The sequence below is a fragment of the Streptomyces sp. Root431 genome (assembly GCF_001426585.1).
Taxonomy (GTDB): Bacteria; Actinomycetota; Actinomycetes; order Streptomycetales; family Streptomycetaceae; genus Streptomyces; species Streptomyces stackebrandtii.
Map to the genome: position 1 here is coordinate 418,664 of NZ_LMEI01000011.1, position 21,194 is coordinate 439,857.

Genomic DNA, 21,194 nt, shown 5'->3' on the forward strand with positions numbered 1-21,194 from the left:
AGTAGAGCATTGTTCATCTTTTCTGACCCCCTCGTGCGGCATCAATCCGGAACACCTCCGGCCACACCCCGTTGACGTGAGCGTCGCGGAATCCTACGGTCATGCATAGGATTCCCTTGTGGGCTCAGGACAGGAGCGGGCGATGACCACGGAGCAGGCCAGGAAGACGGCCGAGGCGCTCGACTACAGCACCGGATTCGGCAACGAGCACAGCTCGGAAGCGGTCCCCGGCGCGCTGCCGCACGGCCGCAACTCGCCGCAGCGCGCACCCCTCGGCCTCTACGCCGAGCAGCTCAGCGGCAGCGCCTTCACCGAGCCGCGGGCGCACAACCGCCGCTCCTGGCTCTACCGGATCCGCCCCTCGGCCGCGCACCCGCCGTTCACGCGGATCGACGACGGCTCGCTGCGCGGCGCCCCCTTCACCGAGACGGTGCCCGACCCCAACCGGCTCCGCTGGAACCCGCTGCCCGAACCGGCCCCCGGCACCGACTGGCTCGCCGGCCTGTGGACCCTCGGCGGCAACGGCGACGCGACCCAGCGCACCGGCATGGCCGTGCACCTCTACCACGCGAACGCCTCCATGGAGCGGGTCTTCGGCGACGCCGACGGCGAGCTCCTGATCGTCCCCGAGCGCGGCGGCCTCCTGCTCCGTACGGAGCTCGGCCTGCTCGCCGCCCACCCCGGCGAGGTCGCGCTGATCCCCCGCGGCGTCCGTTTCCGCGTCGAGCTCCTCGACGAGACGGCCCGCGGCTACGTCTGCGAGAACTACGGGGCGCCCTTCCAGCTCCCCGACCTCGGCCCGATCGGCGCCAACGGCCTCGCCAACGCCCGCGACTTCCGGGCCCCCGTCGCCGCCTACGAGGACGTCGAGGGACCGGTCGAGGTGGTCAACAAGTACTGCGGCCACCTCTGGGCCGCGACCTACGGCCACTCCCCGCTGGACGTCGTCGCCTGGCACGGCAACCACACCCCGTACGTCTACGACCTGCGCCGTTTCAACGTCATCGGGACGATCTCCTACGACCACCCCGACCCGTCGATCTTCACGGTCCTCACCGCGCCGTCCGACACCCCGGGGCTCGCGGGCGTGGACTTCGTCGTCTTCGCCCCGCGCTGGCTCGTCGGCGAGGACACCTTCCGCCCGCCGTACTTCCACCGGAACGTGATGAGCGAGTACATGGGCCTGATCGAAGGCGCGTACGACGCCAAGGCCGAGGGCTTCGTGCCCGGCGGCGGCTCGCTGCACAACATGATGTCGGCGCACGGCCCCGACCGGGAGACCTTCGACAAGGCCAGCGCGGCGGAGCTGAGGCCGCAGCGGATCGACGACGGCCTGGCCTTCATGTTCGAGACCCGCTGGCCGGTGACCGCGACCCCGCAGGCCGCGAACGCCGACCATCTGCAGAAGGGATACGACGACGTATGGCAGGGTCTTGAGCGCCACTTCCGGCCGTAGAGTCCCGGCCGTAAGCCCGTAGCCCTCGTACGGAGAACACGTGACCGCCTTCGCTCCCGACTCGCTGGTCCTGAACCGCAAGCTGCCGCTCTGGTATCAGGTCTCGCAGTCGCTGCGCGCCTCGATACTGGGCCGCACGCCCGACGCCTCGCTGCGGCTGCCCACCGAGGAGCAGCTCGCCGCCCACTACGGCGTGAGCGTGCTGACCATGCGCCAGGCCCTCAAAGAGCTGGAGGAGGAGGGCCTCATCAGCCGGCACCGGCGGCGCGGCACCTTCATCGAGCCGGGTGCCCGCCGCTCCACCCCGCGCCGGCTGCTCGGCTCGATCGACGCGATCGTGGCCCAGCAGTCGGGCGAGCGGACGACGGTCCTCGGGCACGGCGCCGTACCGGTGCCGGGCGAGCTCGCCGAGTACTTCCCGGACGTGGCGGAGGTCGTGGCGTACCGGCGACTGCGCCGCGACGGGGAGAGCGGCGAGCCGACGAACTGGGTGGAGAACGCGGTCCTGCCGGAGCTCGCCGCGGCGATCGATCCGGCGGACCTGGAGCGCTGGCCGATGACGAAGGTGCTGCGGGACGTGGTCGGGGTGCGGATCAGCCGCATCACGGACACGGTCGAGGCCCGCCTCGCCGACCCGGAGACGGCGGGCCTGCTCCAGGTCCCGCTGCTCTCGCCGATCCTCCACTACACCGGTGTGACCTACGACGAGGACGGCAGGGTCGTCGACGTGGCCCGCATCCGGTACCGCGGCGACCGCTTCTCCTTCACCGTCACGGTGGAGGCGCACTGACGCCTGCGGAGCGGCGGCGCCTGCCGGACCTTGGAGCAGAGACGGCGGCGCCTGCCGGACCCTGGCAAAGGCGGCGGCGACACGCTGCCGGAACCGGCCTCTCGCCCTCCGGTCCGCACCGTGCGAGGCTGACGGCGGGGGGTTGACCACATGAGGCACGTACCGTTCTTCCGCTGGGTCCTGACGGCCGGTTTCACGCTCTTCGCGTGTTCGGTCGGGTTGTACGCGATCGAGCCGGACGGGGGGCTGCCCGCGTCGCGCCAGATCGACCTGGCGGTGGTCCACGAGGAGGCCGACGGCACCTGCCGGGTCCGGTGGAGCGATCCGTACGCGGAGAAGACGCGCGAGGGGCCTTACCACTGCGACGCCGGCCGGAGCGACAGCCTCAAGGCGCCGAACTACGGAGACAGCCGGGGCTACGGCTGGGAGTCCGGGTTCATGCTCACGGAAGGACCGGACCGGGGGGACCTGTACGACGTCGCAACCGACGCGGAGGAGGACCTCACCACCGCGGACGCCCTCCTGCTGCTGGGGGTGCTGCTCATCATGACCGGCCTGGTCGGGGGAAACCTCCGGGCCCTCCCCCGGGTCCTCGGCGTGGAGGCGCGGCTCGTGCGCCGCGCGATCCGGCTGGCCGAGGCCGCCGGGTGGGCGTCCGAGGACTACGCGCGGGCGGTCGACGCGGTGCGGGACACCGGGCGGCGAGGGGAGCTCGGCGCGGCGCCCGATCCCGAACTGGTCCGCGCCCTGTGGGTGCTGCGGGAGGCCGGACCACAGGCGCGGGCGGCGGCGGCGACCGCCCGGGAGCTCGCCGACCGGCTGCGCCCGCTGCTGGAGACGGCGGCCCCCGCCGCCGGGCTGGGCAACAGACTCCAAGCCGGACCGGCTGCCCGCGCCGACGCCGCGGCCGCCGTCGCCGAACTGCGTCGGCTGCTGGCCGACGCAGAACGGCACGGCCTGCGGGAGCGGTTCACGCAGACCTCGGTCGACCTGCTCCGGGGACAGGACGGCGAGCGGGCCGCCCTCGCGGCCGGGGCGGATTTCGAGCAGGACCCCGAGGCGTACCGCCGCCTCCTGGAGGACCTCGCTCCGCTCGAACCGGCGGCCCGGCCGAAACCCCCGCGCCACCGCAGGTGGCGCCGCTGACGGACCCGCCACGGCGCGGCCGCTTCTGGCCGCGCGCGGACGGCGCTCGTTAGCATGCGGGGCGTGACGGAAGCCCCCCGGACGCAAGCCCCCCGCGCCGACGACGAGCCGCCCCTCCTCGACGAGCTGATGCCGTGGGCCGTGGCCCCGCTGCGGTTCGGGCGGGCGTGGGTCGTGGCTCCCGACGCCCGCACGCTGAGGGCCCGCTGGGACAGGCTGGCGGCGGCCGAGGGGGCGGAGCGGGAGGCGTTGTTCCGACCGAGTCGGGCGCGTACGCCGGGGAGCGCGGTGGCGGCGTTGCCGGGTCAGCGGACCGGGACGGCGCGGTTCGCGCGTGAGCCGGGGCCGTGCCCGGAGCCGGTGCGGGTGGCGCACGGGCCGTTCGACGAGCAGTGGCTGCTCCCCGACCACCGCCTGATCGACACGGCGCGCCCGGAGCTGTGGCGGGTGGCCGGTGGGCCGCAGCTCTTCGCCGTGGAGCAGGGGTACGTGCCGGGGGCGCCGGGTCCGGCGCTCCTGGTGACCGCCGCGCTCCCCGAGGGGCGTTCCCCGGCGGGCCGCCCGGGCCGCATCCGGCCGCTGTTCCGGCGCCCCGGGGGGCTGGAGCCGAACCTCGCCCCCGGCCTGCTCGACTTCCTCGGGGAGCGGTACGGGCGCGAGGTCGACGCCCGGGAGTGGCTGGCGTGGACCGTGGCTGCGGCGCTCCCCTCCCCCGCCGGGTGCCGGGTCCCGCTGCCCGGGGACCCGGAGGTGTGGGCGGCGGGCGTGGCGCTCGGCCGGGAGCTCGTGGACGTGCAGGCGCGCGGAGCGTGGAGCGGGACGAAGCCGCGGCTGCCGGGCGGGCGCCGGCCCTATGTGCGGGCGGCGGTTCCGGCGCGGCCGACGGCGATCGCGTACGACGCCGGGGACGAGGTGCTCGATCTCGGCGGGGGCCGGATCTCTCCCGTGCCGGTGGAGGCGTGGGAGTACCGGGTCGGCGGGGTGCGGGTGCTGGAGCAGTGGTTCGCGCACCGGACCGCGCCGGCGGAGCCCGGGTCCCTGGAGGCGATGGGGCCGGGCGACTGGCCGCAGGAGTGGACCTCGGAGCTGCTCGACCTGATCACCGTGCTGGCGTTGCTCGGCGCGCGGGAGCCGGAGCGGGCCGCGTTCGCCGCCGGGGGTGTCGGCGGGGCGGACCTGCGGGCCGCGGGGGTGCTGCCGCCGCCGGACCGGGCGCGCCGCCCGGCGTCCGTCCTCGATCACCAGGAGGAGGGTCCGGAGGGGCAGTTCATGCTCCTGTGACGCTCGTTCCCCCGGTCGGGGGCGCGAACGAGTCGAGGAGGCGGGCGATGGTCATCGCGAAGATCTCGTCGGGATCGACGGGCGCGGCGGGGGCCTCGGCGAGCAGTCCGGCGAGGTGCGGGTAGCGTCCGCTCGTCACCTGTCCCATGAGGTAGGCGCCGCGGACGGCCTGCTCCTCCGCCTCGGACCAGGGAAGTCCGCGGGCGCGTTCGGCGATGGCCTGCTCGTTGGCGACGGTCGCCATGACCGTGCCGTTGACCATGGCGATCAGCTGCATCTTGAGCCCGGCGGGGGCGTCCAGGGGCGTGAGGCAGCCCAGGCACCACTCCAGGAAGCGCAGGGCGTTGGGGCTGAAGCCGTAGGCGGTGGTCATCACGCGCGGCAGCCAGGGGTGCCGGTACATGATCGCGCGGCTCTGGTGGGCGATCGCGGTCATGTCGGCGCGCCAGTCGCCGCTGGGCTCGTCGGGTAGCTCGTACTCGCCGCTGACCGCGTCGACCATCAGCTCGTACAGGTCCTCCTTGCGGGGGACGTAGTTGTAGAGCGACATGGTGCCGCAGCCCAGTTCGGCGGCGACGCGGCGCATGGAGACCCCGTCGATGCCGTCGGCGTCGGCGATGCGGACGGCCGCGTCCACGACGTCCCGTCGGGTGTACGCCGGCTTCGGGCCGCGGCCCGTCCGCTCGGGCCGTGCCCAGATCACTTCCGGTTCGGCCGCTCGGCCCGCCATGGATCATCACCTCGCTCACCATCGTAGTTACGTACGCCGTACGTAGTGGGGTATGGTCGCGCCATGACGACTACGTACGCTGTACTTAGTGAGGGTCTGCAGAAGCGATACGGGGAGGTCCACGCCCTGCGCGGGCTCGACCTGGCCGTCCCCGAGGGCACGGTCTGCGGCGTCCTCGGCCCCAACGGCGCCGGCAAGACCACCGCCGTCCGGGTCCTGACGACCCTCGTCGCACCCGACGCGGGCAGCGCCCGGGTCGCCGGGCTCGACGTGGTGCGCGACCCTGCGGGCGTGCGCCGCAAGATCGCGGTCACCGGCCAGTACGCCTCCGTCGACGGCGACCTGACCGGCGCCGAGAACCTCCGGCTCTTCGCCCGGCTCCTGCGCGCCCCGCGCTCCCGCGCCGGCGAACTCCTGGAGCGGTTCGGCCTGACCGCCGCGGCCGACCGGCCCGCGCGCACCTACTCGGGCGGGATGCGGCGCCGGCTCGACCTGGCCGCGAGCCTGCTCGTCCGGCCCGCCGTCCTCTTCCTCGACGAGCCGACGACCGGCCTCGACCCGCACAGCCGGAACGGGATCTGGGACGCCGTACGGGAGTTGGCGTCCGAGGGCACGACCGTCCTGCTGACCACCCAGTACCTGGAGGAGGCCGATCAGCTCGCCGACGACATCGTCCTGATCGACGAGGGACGGGTCGCCCAGCGCGGCACCCCGGCCGAGCTCAAGGCGCTCATCGGCAGCCACGCCGAGGTCGTCGTCGCCGACCCCTCGCTCCTGGAGGCGGCCGCCGCCGTCCTCGACCGGCTCACCGGCGGCGCCCCGGTCCTGGACGCCGAGCGCCGCACGGTCGGCGCGGTGACCGCGGACACCACGCTCACCCTCCCCCGGATCGTCCGCGAGATCGACGCCGCCGGGGTCCACATCGTCGACGCGTCCCTGCGTCCGCCCACCCTCGACGAGGTGTTCCTGCGCCTCACCGACCGGAAGGAGCTCATCGCGTGAGCGCCCTCGTGCACGACGGGACCGCCGTCCTCGGCCGCCACCTCCAGCGGATCCGGCACGCCCCCGCCATCACCGTCATGACCCAGACGATGCCGATCGTCTTCCTCCTCTTCTTCGGGTACGTCTTCGGCAGCGCGCTCGCCATGCCGGGCGCCGAGTACCGGGCCTATCTGGTCCCCGGCATGCTCGTGGCGACGGCCGCAGGCGGCCTGATGACCGGCATGTTCCAGGCGGCGCAGGACTCGCACCGGGGCGTCATGGACCGCTTCCGGACCCTGCCCGTGAGCCGCGCCGCCGTCCCCCTCGGGCAGGCGCTCGCCGACCTCGTCGCGAGCGCGGTCGGCACGGTCCCGCTGATCCTCGTCGGCCTCGCCATGGGCTGGCGGATCGAGGGCACCGCCCTGGAGGCCCTGGGCGCCTTCGGCCTGCTGCTCCTCTTCCGCTTCGCGACGACCTGGGTCGGCATCCTGCTCGGCCTGGCCTCGCAGAGCGAGGAGGCGGCCGGCCAGCTGGGCAGCGCCACGTTCATGCTGCCGCTGCTCTCCAACGCGTACATCCCCACGGACGGCATGCCCGGCTGGCTGCGGACGGTCGCGGAGTGGAACCCGATCTCGGCGGTCACGACGGCGGTGCGCGAGCTCTTCGGCAACGCGCCCGTACCGGCGGACGCGGCCTGGCCGGTGGCCCACCCGGTGGCGGGGTCGCTGCTCTGGTCGCTCGCCCTGATCGCGCTCTTCGCCCCGCTCGCGGTCCGCCGCTACGCCCGCCGCTGACGGGTGCGGCCCACGGCGCGACCCGCCCGGGGTGACGCATCCCCTGATGACAGGGACGGCCCGGCAGGGTAGGCAGGGCTGTCATGAGCACTCAGCCACTCCCCCTCGAAGGGATCACGGTCGTCGCCGTCGAGCAGGCCGTCGCCGCGCCCTTCGCCACCCGGCAGCTCGCGGACCTCGGCGCCCGCGTCGTCAAGATCGAGCGCCCCGACGGCGGGGACTTCGCCCGGGGGTACGACACGGCCGCCCGCGGCCTCGCCTCGCACTTCGTGTGGTGCAACCGCGGCAAGGAGTCGGTGGCGGTCGACCTCAAGGACCCCCGGGGCCTGGCGCTCGCCCGGCGCCTGGTGGCGGGCGCCGACGTCTTCGTCCAGAACCTGGCGCAGGGCGCCGCGGCCCGGCTCGGCCTCGACGCCGCCACGCTCTGCGCCGCTCACCCGCGGCTGATCGCCGTGGACGTCTCGGGGTACGGGGCCGCCGGTCCGTACGCGCACAAGCGGGCGTACGACATGCTCGTCCAGTGCGAGGCGGGCCTCGTCTCGGTGACCGGCACCCCGGACCAGCCGGTCAAGTCGGGGATCCCGGCGGCCGACATCGCCGCCGGGATGTACGCCTTCTCGGGCGTCCTCGCCGCACTCGTACGGCGCGGCACGACCGGCCGCGGCGGCCCCGTCGAGGTCTCCCTGCTCGACTCGCTGGCCGAGTGGATGGGGCACCCGCTGCACCACGGGTCGCACGGAGGCACGGCCCCGGCGCGAACGGGGCTCGCGCACGCGGTGATCGCCCCGTACGACGCCTATCCGACGGCCGACGGGGGCCTGGTGCTGCTCTCCGTGCAGAACGACCGCGAGTGGCGGCGGCTCGCCGAACAGGTCCTCGGCCGCCCCGAGCTCGCCGAGGACCCGGCCTTCGCGACGAACACGGCCCGGGTCGCGGGGCGCGCGGCGACGGACGCGGCGGTGGCGGAGGCCTTGGCCCCGCTCACGGCCCCAGAGGCGCTGGCGCGCCTCGACGCGGCGGGCGTCGCCTGCGCCCGGCTGAACTCGGTCGCGGAGCTCGCGGACCACCCCCAGCTGACGGCCCGGGACCGCTGGAGGCCGGTGGACTCCCCGGTCGGGCCGCTGCGTTCCCTGCTGCCGCCGATCGTCTTCCCGGACGGGCCCGAGGCGCGGATGGACCGGATCCCGGCCCTCGGGCAGGACACGGACGAGGTCCTTGGGGAGCTCGGGGTGCCCGAGGCGGAGGTGAAGGAGCTCAGGAGCGCGGGCGTGATCGCCTGACCGTCACGCGGCGGCACGCCGGGACGGCGCCGACCGGCACGGCCGGACGGCAAGGCCGACCGGTGCGGCCGACTGCCTGTGGGCGACTGTCTGCGGCCGACCGCCTGTGGCCGACTGCTGCGGGTACGACGAAACGCCGGACGGGCGGGGACACGTCCGGCGTTGTCGCGAGCGGATTCGTACGGGAGTCCGGGCGGAAGCGGGCGGGCGACCTCGGGGACGCGCGGCCCGGCTTCCTCAGTGGCGCGCGCCGAAGAGCGAGCGACGCAGGCGGCGAAGCGGGGCGAAGAGCGAGACGCGCGCACTGCGGCCGCGGTGGCTGTGCACCGGCGCCTCCGGCATACGCGACGTCAGTTCCCGCATCAGCAGCGTCGCCTCGGCCACCTCGCGCTGGGGCACGGCGGGACCGCCGAGCACCGCGAGATGGCGGTCCAGCCGCGAACTCGTCGCGCTGCTCCCGCAGGTGATGGCAGGCACTCGCGGCCTGCTGCGCATTGCTATCTGTTCCATGTCACTCCCCACCCGTACAAGGGCACCCGGCCCGGGCAGGCTAACCCTATCGCTCCACTGTCACACCCGTGTATCCCACCGACGGGATTCACCGCACCCGTACGAGGGTTGACGGTCACCGTCCGAATCCATCTGATTCCAGGGTGAGTTGGACAGGCCTCGAACACCTGTCGAACCGTCACGAACCATCCTGCACCCCGGGCTGCGACCTCCGGACACGGAGACGTGTGTGATCTCCGACACCAAGATCGTCCCGCCGCGCGATCCCGTACGGAACGGAGTCGGAGGGACACCGCTCGGTTACCGTGGAGCCATGACGGTGATCGCGGGTCGTTACCGGCTGCTGGACGTCCTCGCGGAAGGGGCGACGGGCACGGTCTGGCGCGCCCTCGACGAGACGCTCGTCCATGAGGTGGCCCTCAAGGAGTTCCGCGCCCCGGCCGGACTGCCGGCCGACGAAGTCCCCCTGCTGTACGCGCGCCTGGAGCGCGGGGCGCGGGCGGCCGCCCTGATCTCCCACCCCTCGGTGGCGACGGTGTACGGCGTGGCCACCGAGGACGGCCGGCCGTGGGTCGTGATGGAGCTGATCCGCGGCCTCACCCTCGCCGAGACGCTGGAGGCCGGCGGCCCACTGGCCCCGCCGGAGGCCGCGCGCGTCGGCGCCGAGGTTGTCGCCGCGCTCCGGGCGGCGCGGGAGGCGGGGGTCCACCACCGGGGCGTGAACCCGGGGCACGTCCTGCTCGCCAACGACGGCCGGGTCGTCGTCACCGGATTCGGTACGGGAATCGGCGTCCCGCCCCCCGAGGGCGAGCCGGACGCGGCGGAAGAGGCGCGGTCCCTCGGGACGCTCCTCGACGCCGCCGTGGGCGGGCGGCCGGGGCCGCTGACGCCGGTGATCGACCGGCTGCTGAGCGAGGACCCCGAGTCGGCCCTGACGGCGGATCAGGCCGAGACGGAGTTGCGGCGGATCGCCCCGAAGGCCCCGTCGCGGACGGCGGGGTCCGCGCGGTCCCAGTCGTCCCCCGTACCGGGGAACGGGGAAGGCGAGGGCCCGGGGGCCCGGGCTTCGGCGGCGCGTTCCGCCGGGGCGCCGCCGCCCCGGCGATCGGCACGACCCCGCCGCGGCCCGGTCCTGACGGCCGGGCTCGTCGGGGTCCTGCTGATCACGGGGGCGTTGACGTACCACCTCGTGCGGGACGGGGAACCGGGCGCCGGTCCCGGTCCGGGCGGGGTGACGAGCACCGCGCCGGCCGGTCCCGGCTCCACGGGTCCTGGGGACGGGTCCGCTACGCCGCCCCGTTGAAGGACGGCAGGTAGCCGCCCGACTGGCCTGCGGCGGTCGGGTGGTAGGACTCCCCGATGTTGAGCCAGTTGACGCTGTGCAGCCAGGCGGAGCCGGAGCAGATCTCGTGGCCGGTGAAGGGCGGGACGACGCTGGCGAAGGCGAAGCCGTGGTCGGCCGCGCGCTTGGCGACGGCCGCGTTGAGGTAGTCCGACGCCCCGTTGATGGCGGAGCGCTCGCTCTCGCTCAGGCCGGCGACGCAGTTGCCGCCCAGCTTGTAGAAGCGCGGGTAGCCGAGGACGACGACCCGGGCGGCGGGTGCCTTGTTCCTGATGGCCGTGTAGACGGAGTCGAGCTTGCCGGGCAGCGTGGAGTCCACGTACGCCTTGGCTTGATTCACACGGCTGATGCAGGTGGCCTCGGACTGAAGCACACAGGTCGTCATGACGTCGGCGAAACCGGCGTCATTTCCCCCGATCGTGAGGGAGACCAAGTCTGTGGCGGCGGACAGGGGGCCGAGCTGATTCGCGGTCACATCACCCGTTCGGGCGCCCGAGCAAGCGGTGAACGCGAAGGATGACGGGGCGTTGGCGTTCTTCCAGAGCACCGGAAACGCCTTCGTGGAGCGCTTGCAGTCGCCACTGGCGCTGTCATAGCTGCCGGCGCCGACGCCGGAGGAGTACGAGTCCCCCAGTGCCACATAGTCGAGGGCGGCTGTTTCGGCCGCCTGAGCCGCGCTCGCCCCGGTGAGGGCGAGGACGGCGCCGAGCAGGAGCGAGGACGAAAGGGCCGCGAAGCGGGACAGTCTCATGGAACCTCCCTGTAGCAGGATCTCTGCGTTACCAGGTAGTAGCATCGGATCCGGCCGACCGGAAGTGTTCATGTCAAAACTGGGGATGAACTCCACTGCCCCTCAAGCGATCCTCCGGTGCCGACCGTCGAGATCCGGCCACGACAGGAAGCGGAACCTCCGCTCCCGATATGTGATCGAACGAGAACGCGACACATTCGCACAACAAAGCACAGAAGCGTGACCCCGCATCACTGTTCCCTGCATGCAAACGGATTGATCAAATCCGACCGGGACAGTTACGCATCTGACCGGCGAAGCTTCGCCAAACTGCGGAAAAGCGGGCCACAGATCAGGGACTTGCCATACAGTCCCATTCATCAATACCGTCGTACATCTCACCCGCACAGGTCCATCGGCACAGCGGCTCAGGGGAGGGCCCTAGCGTCGCGATGGCTCCCGTGCGGGGCGCGGTAGGGGGGTGCCGTGCTCGGTGTTCGTACGTGCGCCGGGTCGCGGGTACCGCGCGGCCAGTCATGCCAACTCGCCGATCCCGCAAGGAGATCCTTCCTGTGCGGGCGGGGCGAGCACCCCCCTTTCGAACCGGACACACCATCGGACCGCCCAAGGGGTGGGCGGCCCACCGGACGAGAGGGAATCCAGACCCATGAGCTCGTTCCTGCGCCCGGCCACTACGGGCCAAGAAATGACCGAGCCGAGTCGAATAGCGGCCCAGTACCGCGCTATCACCTCGCATTTGGCGATCACTCCCCCGGTGAGTGTCGTCATTCCCGCAATGAATGAAGCCGAAAATCTTCCGTACGTCTTCAAGACGCTGCCGGAATGGATCCACGAAGTCGTCCTCGTCGACGGAAATTCCACCGACGACACCGTGAACGTCGCCCGCGAACTCCGGCCGGACGTCAAGGTCGTCAAGCAGGTCGGCAAGGGCAAGGGCGACGCCCTGATCAGCGGCTTCGCCGCCTGCACGGGCGACATCATCGTCATGGTCGACGCGGACGGCTCGGCCGACGGCCAGGAGATCGTCTCCTACGTCTCCGCCCTCGTCGGCGGCGCCGACTTCGCCAAGGGCTCGCGATTCGCCAACGGCGGTGGCACGGACGACATGACGACCATTCGCCGGCTCGGCAACTGGGCGCTCTGCACGCTCGTCAACCGGAAGTTCGGCGCCCGCTACACCGACCTCTGCTACGGCTACAACGCCTTCTGGCGCCACTGCCTCGACAAGGTCACGCTCGACTGCACCGGATTCGAGATCGAGACCCTCATCAACATCCGGGTCGTCAAGGCCGGCCTCAAGGTCCAGGAAGTGCCCAGCCACGAATACCTGCGCATCCACGGCGTCAGCAACCTCAACGCCGTGCGCGACGGGATCCGGGTCCTCAAGGTCATCCTGCGGGAGAAGGGCCTCAAGAAGGCCGCCCGCCGCCGTCCCGCCGCGTTCTCGGTCAACGTCCCCCGGGGAGAGGCGTCTTGAGCGACAGCACGTCCCCGCACGGCTTCTCGGTGGTGATCTGCGTCTACACGGAGGAGCGGTGGGAGGACATCCTTGCTGCCGTCGACTCCGTACGGAAGCAGTCGCTGCCGCCGCTGGAGACCCTGCTCGTGGTCGACCACAACGAGCGGCTCCTGGAACGGCTCACCGAGGAGTACGCGGACGAACGGCTCCGTGAGGAGGTGCGGGTGCTCGCCAACGCGGGCCCCCGCGGCCTCTCCTCCGGCCGCAACACCGGAATCGCCGCCTCCCGGGGCGAGTTCGTGGCCTTCCTCGACGACGACGCCGTCGCCGAGCGGGACTGGCTCCACCACTTCGCCGCCGCCTACGACGGGCCCGAGGTCATGGCCGTCGGCGGCCGGACCCTGCCCGCCTGGGCCTCCGGCCGCCGGCCCGCCTGGTTCCCCGAGGAGTTCGACTGGGTCGTCGGCTGTACGTACCGGGGCCTGCCCCCGGGCCGGGTCCGGGTGCGCAACGTCCTCGGCGGCAACGCCTCCTTCCGCCGCACCGCCTTCGACGCGGCGGGCGGCTTCGCCACCGGCATCGGCCGGGACGGCGACCGGCGGCCCCTCGGCTGTGAGGAGACCGAGCTGTGCATCCGGCTCGCCAAGTCGCTGCCCGGGGCGATCCTGCTCATCGACGACCGGGCGGTCATCCACCACAAGGTGCCCGCCGTCCGCGAGCGCTTCGGCTACTTCCGCACCCGGGTGTACGCGGAGGGGCTCTCCAAAGCGCTCGTCGCGCAGAGCGTCGGCGCACAGAAGGGCCTGGAGTCCGAACGGCGCTACACGACACGGGTGTTGCCCTCGGGCGTCCTGCGCGGGGTGGGCGACGCGCTGCGCGGCCGGTCCGGCGGCGCGGGGCGGGCCGGGGCGATCGTGACCGGGGTGACGGTCGCCGCCGGCGGCTACGCGCTGGGCACCCTGCGGGCCCGGCGCGGCGGGCCGGCCTTCTCCTGGGGACCGATCGAACGGACCGAGGACAGCACGGCGAAGGACAGCGCGGCCAAGGACGGCACGGTCAAGGGCAGCGCGGCCAAGAGCAGCGCGGCCAAGAGCAGCGCGGCGAAAGGCAGCGCGGCCAAGGGCAGCGCGCCGGAGGACAGCGCGGCGCAGGCGCCCGCGGTGAAGGTGTCCGCCGGGCAGGACAGCACCCCCGAGGGGGCCACCCCGTGAGCGCGGAGACCGGAGCCGTACCCGCCCGGGGCGTGCCCGTCCTCATGTACCACGCCGTCGACCGGGATCCGGCCCCCGCCACCCTGGGGCTCTCCGTCACCCCCGAGGCGTTCGCCGCGCAGATGGCGGTGGTCGCCGAGCGTGGGTTCACCCCGCTGACGACCGCGGCGCTCGCCACCGCCTGGCGCACCGGCGGCCCGCTGCCCGAGCGGCCGCTCCTCGTCACCTTCGACGACGGCTACGAGGGCGTGCACCGGCACGCCCTCCCGGTGCTCGCCGAGCACTCCTTCGCGAGCACCGTCTTCGTCTCCACCGGCTGGCTGCGCGGCAAGCACGAAGTAGGCGGGGCCCTCGACACCATGCTCGACTGGGGACAGGTGCGCGAACTGGCCGACGCGGGCACGGAGATCGGCGGCCACAGCCACACCCATCCGCAGCTCGACCAGCTCGACGCGCGGCGGCTGCGCTTCGAGACGCTGCGCTGCCGGGAGATCGTCGGCGAGGAGCTCGGGACCGCCCCGGTCTCCTTCGCGTATCCGTACGGCTACTCCAGCCGGCGGGTCCGGCGGACGGTCCGGGAGGCCGGGTTCGCCCAGGCGCTCGCCGTCGGCAACGCCCTGGCCTGCCGCTGCCAGGGGCCGTACGCCCTGGAGCGGGTCACCGTGCGCCGGTCGACGGACATCAAGGAGTTCACCCGGCTCGTGGAGGGCCGGGCCCTCGCGTGGAACTTCGCGGCGGACCGGGTCGCGACGAAGGGGTACGCGCTCGTGCGGCGCGCCCGGGGGGCCGTGCGGGGCCACTGGATCTGACGTACCGCCAAGCCGGGGACCGGGGGGAACGTCCCGTTCAAAACACGGTGCACGGAATGCCCGGTTGCCGGATCATGGGCGCCATGGCTGACACCCCACCGGTACCGTCCGAACCGCAGCGGTCGCTGCCGATCAGGCTCAACCTCGACGACAGCGACTCGCCGGCCGACGTCGTCGACGCGCTCTTCCTCGGCCGCTTCGCGACCGGCGAGCAGCCCCACTCGCACAGCACCACCCTGGACCGGGTCAAGCCCGAGGCGACGCTCCTCCCGGCGGGCGCGCGGGTGCTGCGGGCCGCGAAGGACGACGACCGCAGCGCCGTGCTCGCCGAGGGCGAGGGCTGGACGCTGCTGATCTCCCGCTGGAACCGCGGCGCGGACGTCACGGTCACGGCCTCGGAGGCGGAGCTCGCCGAGCGGGTCCTGAAGGAGGCGACCGACGGGGCGAAGGACGAGCCGGAACCGCAGCCGGAGAACGTGACCATGGGGTTCTGGTACGTGTCGCCCCGGCGCGGCCCGCATCGCACCACCCGGCAGATCAGCGCCGGGACGTGGGAGGAGGTCCGGCCCAACTACTCGGCGCCGGTGGCCGATTCCATGGACCGGCTGATGAAGGTGACGCCCGAGTCGATCGCGGGCCGGCTCCTGCTGCTGCACGGGCCGCCGGGGACGGGCAAGACGTCCGCGCTGCGGACCCTGGCCAGGTCCTGGCGCGACTGGTGCCAGGTGGACTGCGTCCTGGACCCGGAGCGGCTGTTCAACGACGTCGGCTATCTGATGGACATCGCCATCGGGGAGGACGAGGGCACGGCGAAGGGCCGCTGGCGGCTGCTGCTCCTGGAGGACTGCGACGAGCTGATCCGGGGCGAGGCGAAGCACACGGCGGGGCAGGCCCTGTCGCGGCTGCTCAACCTGACGGACGGGCTGCTCGGGCAGGGGCGCAACGTCCTGGTCGGTGTCACCACCAACGAGGACCTGGAGCGGCTCCACCCGGCCGTGGTCCGCCCCGGCCGCTGTCTGGCCCGCGTCGAGGTCGGGCCGCTGACCAGGGCGGAGTCGGTCTCCTGGCTCGGGCGCGAGGAGGGCGTGCCGCGCGAGGGCGCGACGCTGGCGGAGCTGTTCGCGCTGCGCCGCGGCACGCCCTCGACGGAACTCCCGGAGCCTCGTACGGCGGGGGCGGGGCTCTACCTGTAGGGCGGTGGAGACGGTCCGTCAGTCGTCGTACGCCGCGCGCAGGGCCTCGCTGACCGCCGCCTCCGCCGCCTCTCGGCTGAGGCCGAGGCGGTGGGCCTCCTCGGCGTACTGGGCGGCGGCGGTGGCGGCCCGGCGGGTCGCCGCGTCGCCGGCCGCCGCGACGAAGGTCCCGTGGCGGCCGCGGGTCTCGATCACCCCGTCCGATTCCAGTGCCTTGTACGCCTTGGCGACCGTGTTCGCGGCGAGGCCGAGCTGCTCCGCGAGCCCGCGTACCGTCGGCAGCTTGTATCCGACCGGCAGTCTGCCCGACCGGGCCCGCTCCGAGATCTGGGCACGCAGCTGTTCGTAGGGAGCGGTGGTGGATTCGTGGTCCACGGCGATGGTGAGTGTCACCCCTCCGATTCTGCCCCCACCCCGCAGGAAAATGGGAGGCGGCGGCGCATCCTCCGCACGTAGCGTGCGGCCACATGACTGTGATCGTCCGTGATGTACGTGCCGAGGACGCCGAGGGCTTCGCCCGGGTGCGCCGGGCCTCTGTTCCTTACATGCTCGCGACCGCCGAGCAGCTCGTGTTCGACTGGGCGAACGCCCACCCCGACAGCCACGAGCGACCGCTCGTCGCGGTGACCGAGGACGGCGAGATCATCGGGACCGTCCAGCAGCGGATCGCCCATGACGCGCAGGAGCCGGGAATCGGCTCGGTCAACGTGTACGTGGACCCCGCGCGGCAGCGGATCGGTGCCGGGACGGCGCTGCTGCGCGCGGCCGAGGAGCACCTCGCGGAGCAGGGCGCGCGGACGCTGTACAGCTGGGTCATGGACACGCCGGAGGACCGCGCGTGGGCCGAGCGACGGGGCTACGCGCCGAGCCGTTCCGCCCACTTCCTCCGCCTCGACCTGACGACGGCCGAACTGCCGCCGCTCCAGGAGCCGCCGGCCGGTGTCGAGCTGCTGCCGGCGGAGGCCTTCGACGCCGATCCGCGGCCGATCTTCGAGCTGGACGCGGTGACGACCGCCGACGAGCCGGGTGACGTGGGGGCCTCGCTGGACGACTACGCGCACTGGCGGGAGACCACCTGGAACCATCCCCTCCACGACCGGGCGCTGACGACGATCGCGGTGGTGGACGGGGTGCCCGCGGCGTTCAGCGCGGCGCAGACGGACGGGCTCGGCCGGTACAACTCGGGGATGACGGGCACGGCGCCCGCCTTCCGCGGCCGCGGGCTCGCGAAGCTCGCCAAGACCGCGTCCCTGCACCGGGCCCGTGCGGCGGGTTGTGTGGAGGCGTTCACCAGCAACGACGCCGGCAACGAACCGATGCTGGCGATCAACAAGTGGTTCGGATACGAGATCGGTGCGGTGGAGGTACGGCATGTCCGGACGATCGGTTGAGATCACCCTGGTGAAGGCGGGGCGGACGAAGATCCGCTACCCGGCTGAGGTCCTCACGGAGGAGGGGGGCCGGCTCTCGGTCCGCGCCCCGTGGGCCGCCGAGGGGGTACGGGACTTCGGCTTCGTGCGGTTCGAGCCGGGTGACGTCTTCGTGGAGCACTACTGGCGCGACCGCTGGTACACGGTCAAGGAGGTGTGGTCCGCCGACGGCACCCTCAAGGGCTGGTACTGCGACATCACCCGGCCGGCCGAGATCGACGGCGCGGGGGTGGTGGTCGAGGACCTGGACCTGGACCTGTGGGTGTCGGCGGACGGCAGTGAGGTGCTGCGGCTCGACGAGGACGAGTTCGAGGCGAGCGGCCTCGCCGCCTCCGACCCGGAGGCGGCGGCCCGTGCGGTCGTGGCCCTCGACGAGCTCGAAGTGCTCGGCCGTGAGGGCCTGGTCGACCTGCTGGGTCGGTAGGGGTCAGTGCAGCTCGACGTCCGACTTCTCCGTCGCGAGGAAGCCGGGCGTCGGCAGGCCCATCTCGCCGGCCGTGAGCTGCACGAGGGTGGCCTCGACGCGGGCGGCGCCTGGCTGGTAGGCGGGGTCCTTCACGACGGACGTGTTGACCCACTCGTGGGTCTCCCCGTCGCACACGGCCCGGGTGCCGCCGATCCCGACGGAACGGTTCCCCTGGACGAGGGTGGAACTGACGAAGACGGGACCCGCGCTGTCGTCGACGCAGCGGTACGTGCCGGAGAGAGTGACGGTGCTGTCGTCGGTGACGGTGCCGTAGCCGTGGACGGAGAGGCCGTCGGCCTCTCCCGCCTGGGCGAGAGGGGCGACGGCGGCGGCGAGCAGGATGCCTGCGGCGAGGGCGGTGAGGGCGGTGCGGACGCGCATGGGCGGGGTCCCTTCGGGGCGTGGGGGATGGTGCTGCCCGCCAGGGATACCGGATCAAGCCGCCCGATGTCCGAAACTCACCCCATCGGGGGCGAGTTGAGGACTTTTCGGTCAGGGATACGATCGTACGGTCCGCCCGCGCTCCGCCCGTCCGTCAGGCCGCCACGTGACGGCGGCGGACGATCACCTTCCTCAGCAGCGGCCAGGCGAGCAGGATCACGACGACGGCGTACACGGTGACCGAGAACGGCGTGTTCACCAGGCCCGTCAGGGAGCCGTCGCTGATCTGGAGGGCCCGGCGGAGCTGCTGTTCGGCGGCCGGGCCGAGGATGACGCCGATGACGGCGGGCAGCACCGGAAGTCCGTAGCGCCGCATCCCGAGGCCGATGAGCCCGATGACGAGCAGGATGACCAGGTCGAGCGCCTCACCGCCCACCGCGTACGCGCCGACGGCGGCGAAGAAGAGGATGCCGGCGTAGAGGTACGGGCGCGGGATGCGCAGCAGCTTGGCCCAGACGGGCGCGAGCGGCAGGTTGAGCGCGAGCAGCAGCACCATGCCGACGAAGAGCGAGGCGATCAGGCCCCACACCAGGTCGGGTTCCCGCTCGAAGAGCAGCGGGCCGGGCTGGATGCCGTACTGCTGGAAGGCGGCGAGCATCACGGCGGCGACGGCGGTCGTGGGCAGGCCGAGGGTGAGCATCGAGACGAGCGTGCCCGCCGCGGAGGCGGAGGCCGCCGACTCGGGTCCGGCGACGCCCTCGATGGCGCCCTTGCCGAACTGCTCCTTGTGCTTCGAGAGCCGCTTCTCCGTGACGTACGAGAGGAAGGTGGGGATCTCCGCGCCGCCGGCCGGGATCGCGCCGAGCGGGAAGCCGATCAGGGGGCCGCGCAGCCAGGACTTCCAGCTCCGCGTCACGTCGTCCTTGCCCAGCCAGGGCCGGCCGACGGGGATGGCCTCGCCCATCGTGCGGCGCAGGTGCGCGGCGACCCACAGGGCCTCGCCGATCGCGAAGAGGCCGACCGCGACGATGACGACGTCGACGCCGTCCGCGAGCTGGAGCGAGCCGAAGGTGAGGCGCTGCTGGCCGGTCATCTGGTCGAGGCCGACCAGGCCGATCGTGAGGCCGATGAGGAGGGAGGCGAGGCCCCGGATGCGGGAGGAGCCGAGGACGGAGGTCACCGCGATGAAGGCGAGGACCATGAGGGCGAAGTAGTCCGGGGCGCCGATGTCGACGGCGAGCGCGGCGACGGTCGGGGCGAGGACGACGAGCAGGATCGTGCCGATCATGCCGCCGGCGAAGTGGCCGATGGCGGCGGCGGCGAGGGCCTGCGCGCCGCGGCCCGCCTTGGCCATCGGGTTGCCCTCGATGGCGGCGACGACGGCCGCGCTCTCGCCGGGGGTGTTGAGCAGGATCGAGGTGGTGGAGCCGCCGAACATGGCGCCGTAGTAGATGCCGGCGAACATGATGAAGGCGCCGGTCGGTTCGAGTCCGTACGTCACCGGGAGCAGCAGGGCGACGGCCATGGCGGGGCCGATGCCGGGCAGGACGCCGATGGCGGTGCCGAGGAGCACGCCGACGGCGGCCCACAGCAGGTTCATCGGGGTGAGGGCGGTCCCGAAGCCGTCGATGAGGGAGTACAGGGAATCCATGGATCAGATCACTCCCATCAGCGGGCCGCCGGGCAGCGGGACGCCGAGCAGCTTGTCGAAGACGCCGTAGGTGAAGAGGGAGAGGGCGGCCGCGATCAGCGGGTCGCGGTGGAGGTGGCGGCTGCCGAGGGCGTAGGCCGCTCCCCAGAAGAGGAGGGCGCCGGCGACGGGGAAGCCGAGGGGGCCGATGAGGACGGCGAAGGCGAGGAAGACGCCGGCGAGGAGCAGGACGGTGCGCCAGTCGGCGGGCTCGGTCAGGTCGACGTCCTCGCCGGCCTCGGCCTCGCCGCGGCCGCCGCGCAGGACGTCGACGCTGAGGAGGACGGCGACGACGAGGAGGCCGCAGCCGACGACGAGGGGGACGGTGGCGGGGCCGACGGGGCCGCGGCCGGTGACGTCGGCGTCGAGGGTGAGGGCGTCGGTGAGGACGAGGACGCCGAGGAGGAAGAGGAGCACGCCGACGCCGAGCTCGGACCGCTCGCGCAGCCAGGTCTTCAGGTTCGTGGTCACAGGCCGAGCTCCTTGAGGACGGAGGCGACGCGCCGGTCCTGCGCGGTGAGGAACGTGCCGAACTCCTCGCCGGGCAGGAAGGCGTCGTTCCAGCCGTGCTTCTCCAGGGACTCGCGCCACTGCGGCGAGCCGTGCAGCTCGGTGACGAGGCCGACGAGCTTCTCGCGTTCGGCGTCGGAGAGGCCGGGCGGTGCGACGATGCCGCGCCAGTTGGTGAACTCGGTGTCGAGACCGGCCTCGCGGAGGGTGGGGGCGTCGAGGCCGGGGACGCGCTTCGGGCCGGTGACGGCGAGGAGGCGGAGCTCGCCCGCCTTGATCTGGTCGAGGTACTCGCCGACGCCGGAGACGCCGAAACCGACCTTGTTGCCGAGGATGGAGGCGAGGAGTTCGCCGCCGCCGTCGAAGGGGACGTAGTTGACGTCCTTGGGGGCGATCCCGGCGGCCTGGGCCATCAGCATCGGGGCGAGGTGGTCGGGTCCGCCGGGCGACGAGCCGCCGCCGACGGGCAGCTTGCCGGGGTCCTTCTTCCAGGCGACGAGCAGTTCCTCGATCGTCTTGTACGGGGAGTTCTTCCCGACCACGACGATGTCCTGCTCCTCGGTGAGCCGGGCGATCGGGGTGGTGTCGGCGAGGGTCCTGGGGGTCTTGTTGGTGTGGACGGCGCCGACGACGCCGAGGCCCATGGACATGGCGAGGCGGCCGTTGCCGCGCTCGCCGACGAGCCGGGTGAGGCCGACGGTGCCGCCCGCGCCGGGCAGGTTGAACACCTCGATGTCGCCGGTGAGGCCCGCCTCCTCGGCGTTCTTGGCGGCGGTCCTCGCGGTGATGTCGTATCCGCCGCCGGGGGTGTTGGGAACCATGAAGCGCAGTCCGGGTATCTGCGTGCCGGTGTCGGATCCGCTGCCGGTGGTGAGCAGCGGCGGACCCAGGAGGACCAGCAGCGCCGACCCGAGGAGAGCGAGGGGGGTGCGCAGACGCACGTGTGCCGCCTCTCAGGTAGGAGGGAATGGGGGGTGTGAGGTG

Annotated in this window: 21 protein-coding genes and 1 pseudogene; 14 read left to right on the top strand and 8 right to left on the bottom strand. The window is 73.0% G+C overall.

Features of this window, described 5'->3' with window-relative positions; genetic code table 11:
• The first annotated feature begins 142 nt into the window (after positions 1-142).
• The 4 genes from hmgA (at position 143) to ASC82_RS21585 (ending at position 4,673) form a co-directional block, all read left to right on the top strand.
• The gene (hmgA, locus tag ASC82_RS21570) at positions 143-1,456 is read left to right on the top strand and encodes a homogentisate 1,2-dioxygenase (RefSeq protein WP_056650495.1); all 1,314 of its coding nucleotides are present in this window, start codon (positions 143-145) and stop codon (positions 1,454-1,456) included.
• 40 nt (positions 1,457-1,496) lie between these two features.
• The gene (locus tag ASC82_RS21575; RefSeq protein WP_056650497.1) at positions 1,497-2,246 is read left to right on the top strand and encodes a GntR family transcriptional regulator; all 750 of its coding nucleotides are present in this window, start codon (positions 1,497-1,499) and stop codon (positions 2,244-2,246) included.
• A gap of 150 nt (positions 2,247-2,396) precedes the next feature.
• Entirely contained in the window at positions 2,397-3,392 is a 996-nt protein-coding gene (locus ASC82_RS21580) for a hypothetical protein (protein WP_056650500.1), read from the top strand.
• 54 nt (positions 3,393-3,446) lie between these two features.
• The gene (locus tag ASC82_RS21585; RefSeq protein WP_056650503.1) at positions 3,447-4,673 is read left to right on the top strand and encodes a type ISP restriction/modification enzyme; all 1,227 of its coding nucleotides are present in this window, start codon (positions 3,447-3,449) and stop codon (positions 4,671-4,673) included.
• Here ASC82_RS21585 and ASC82_RS21590 read toward each other — a convergent pair.
• Entirely contained in the window at positions 4,660-5,403 is a 744-nt protein-coding gene (locus ASC82_RS21590; protein ID WP_056650506.1) for a TetR/AcrR family transcriptional regulator, read from the bottom strand. The genes ASC82_RS21585 and ASC82_RS21590 overlap by 14 nt on opposite strands.
• A gap of 63 nt (positions 5,404-5,466) precedes the next feature.
• Between ASC82_RS21590 and ASC82_RS21595 the strand changes: the two genes are divergently transcribed.
• The 3 genes from ASC82_RS21595 to ASC82_RS21605 all read left to right on the top strand — a co-directional run bounded on the left by ASC82_RS21595 (position 5,467) and on the right by ASC82_RS21605 (position 8,458).
• Entirely contained in the window at positions 5,467-6,405 is a 939-nt protein-coding gene (locus ASC82_RS21595) for an ATP-binding cassette domain-containing protein (RefSeq protein ID WP_056650510.1), read from the top strand.
• Complete coding sequence (locus tag ASC82_RS21600) at positions 6,402-7,178, top strand: ABC transporter permease (protein WP_056650513.1); 777 nt, start codon at positions 6,402-6,404, stop codon at positions 7,176-7,178. Before ASC82_RS21595 ends, ASC82_RS21600 begins: the two co-directional genes overlap by 4 nt.
• 83 nt (positions 7,179-7,261) lie before the next feature.
• Positions 7,262-8,458 (top strand): CaiB/BaiF CoA-transferase family protein, encoded by a 1,197-nt coding sequence (locus ASC82_RS21605; RefSeq protein ID WP_056650516.1) that lies wholly within the window; start codon positions 7,262-7,264, stop codon positions 8,456-8,458.
• A 237-nt stretch (positions 8,459-8,695) separates the two neighbouring features.
• On the opposite strand, the gene ASC82_RS21610 is transcribed toward ASC82_RS21605, so the two are convergent.
• Entirely contained in the window at positions 8,696-8,968 is a 273-nt protein-coding gene (locus ASC82_RS21610; protein WP_079037679.1) for a hypothetical protein, read from the bottom strand.
• Positions 8,969-9,281: 313 nt separating this feature from the next.
• On the opposite strand from ASC82_RS21610, the gene ASC82_RS21615 reads away from it, so the two are divergent.
• Positions 9,282-10,271 carry a serine/threonine-protein kinase gene (locus ASC82_RS21615; protein WP_056650853.1) on the top strand — a complete coding sequence of 330 codons (990 nt, stop codon included), beginning with the start codon at positions 9,282-9,284 and terminating at the stop codon, positions 10,269-10,271.
• Here the strand turns inward: ASC82_RS21615 and ASC82_RS21620 are convergent.
• Positions 10,255-11,061, bottom strand: a complete 807-nt coding sequence (locus ASC82_RS21620) for an SGNH/GDSL hydrolase family protein (protein ID WP_056650518.1) — start codon at positions 11,059-11,061, stop codon at positions 10,255-10,257. The two genes, ASC82_RS21615 and ASC82_RS21620, sit on opposite strands and share 17 nt — an antisense overlap.
• Positions 11,062-11,707: 646 nt before the next feature.
• Here ASC82_RS21620 and ASC82_RS21625 point away from each other — a divergent pair.
• The 4 genes and pseudogenes from ASC82_RS21625 to ASC82_RS21640 all read left to right on the top strand — a co-directional run bounded on the left by ASC82_RS21625 (position 11,708) and on the right by ASC82_RS21640 (position 15,733).
• Positions 11,708-12,538 (top strand): glycosyltransferase family 2 protein, encoded by an 831-nt coding sequence (locus ASC82_RS21625; protein WP_056650525.1) that lies wholly within the window; start codon positions 11,708-11,710, stop codon positions 12,536-12,538.
• A pseudogene (locus ASC82_RS21630) lies at positions 12,535-13,512 on the top strand (glycosyltransferase family 2 protein); the annotation flags it as partial. The gene ASC82_RS21625 and the pseudogene ASC82_RS21630, both read left to right, overlap by 4 nt.
• A 263-nt stretch (positions 13,513-13,775) precedes the next feature.
• Positions 13,776-14,540 carry a polysaccharide deacetylase family protein gene (locus ASC82_RS21635; RefSeq protein ID WP_056650856.1) on the top strand — a complete coding sequence of 255 codons (765 nt, stop codon included), beginning with the start codon at positions 13,776-13,778 and terminating at the stop codon, positions 14,538-14,540.
• A gap of 74 nt (positions 14,541-14,614) precedes the next feature.
• Positions 14,615-15,733, top strand: coding sequence for a DUF5925 domain-containing protein (locus ASC82_RS21640; RefSeq protein WP_024758091.1), 1,119 nt, complete (start codon positions 14,615-14,617; stop codon positions 15,731-15,733).
• A gap of 18 nt (positions 15,734-15,751) precedes the next feature.
• On the opposite strand, the gene ASC82_RS21645 is transcribed toward ASC82_RS21640, so the two are convergent.
• The gene (locus ASC82_RS21645) at positions 15,752-16,126 is read right to left on the bottom strand and encodes a GntR family transcriptional regulator (protein ID WP_056650529.1); all 375 of its coding nucleotides are present in this window, start codon (positions 16,124-16,126) and stop codon (positions 15,752-15,754) included.
• A gap of 74 nt (positions 16,127-16,200) precedes the next feature.
• Here ASC82_RS21645 and ASC82_RS21650 point away from each other — a divergent pair, with 74 nt between their 5' ends.
• On the top strand, positions 16,201-17,124 hold the full coding sequence (locus ASC82_RS21650) for a GNAT family N-acetyltransferase (protein ID WP_056650530.1): 924 nt from the start codon (positions 16,201-16,203) through the stop codon (positions 17,122-17,124).
• Positions 17,105-17,587, top strand: coding sequence for a DUF402 domain-containing protein (locus tag ASC82_RS21655; RefSeq protein ID WP_024761761.1), 483 nt, complete (start codon positions 17,105-17,107; stop codon positions 17,585-17,587). The genes ASC82_RS21650 and ASC82_RS21655 overlap by 20 nt, the downstream gene beginning before the upstream one ends.
• A 3-nt stretch (positions 17,588-17,590) precedes the next feature.
• On the opposite strand, the gene ASC82_RS21660 is transcribed toward ASC82_RS21655, so the two are convergent.
• The 4 genes from ASC82_RS21660 to ASC82_RS21675 form a co-directional block, all read right to left on the bottom strand.
• Positions 17,591-18,010: a DUF6299 family protein gene (locus ASC82_RS21660; protein ID WP_056650533.1), complete on the bottom strand. Its 420-nt coding sequence runs from the start codon at positions 18,008-18,010 to the stop codon at positions 17,591-17,593.
• A gap of 154 nt (positions 18,011-18,164) precedes the next feature.
• Positions 18,165-19,661 carry a tripartite tricarboxylate transporter permease gene (locus tag ASC82_RS21665; protein ID WP_056650536.1) on the bottom strand — a complete coding sequence of 499 codons (1,497 nt, stop codon included), beginning with the start codon at positions 19,659-19,661 and terminating at the stop codon, positions 18,165-18,167.
• 3 nt (positions 19,662-19,664) lie between these two features.
• Complete coding sequence (locus tag ASC82_RS21670) at positions 19,665-20,171, bottom strand: tripartite tricarboxylate transporter TctB family protein (RefSeq protein WP_056650540.1); 507 nt, start codon at positions 20,169-20,171, stop codon at positions 19,665-19,667.
• Complete coding sequence (locus ASC82_RS21675) at positions 20,168-21,151, bottom strand: tripartite tricarboxylate transporter substrate binding protein (protein ID WP_056650544.1); 984 nt, start codon at positions 21,149-21,151, stop codon at positions 20,168-20,170. Before ASC82_RS21675 ends, ASC82_RS21670 begins: the two co-directional genes overlap by 4 nt.
• Positions 21,152-21,194: the final 43 nt, after the last annotated feature.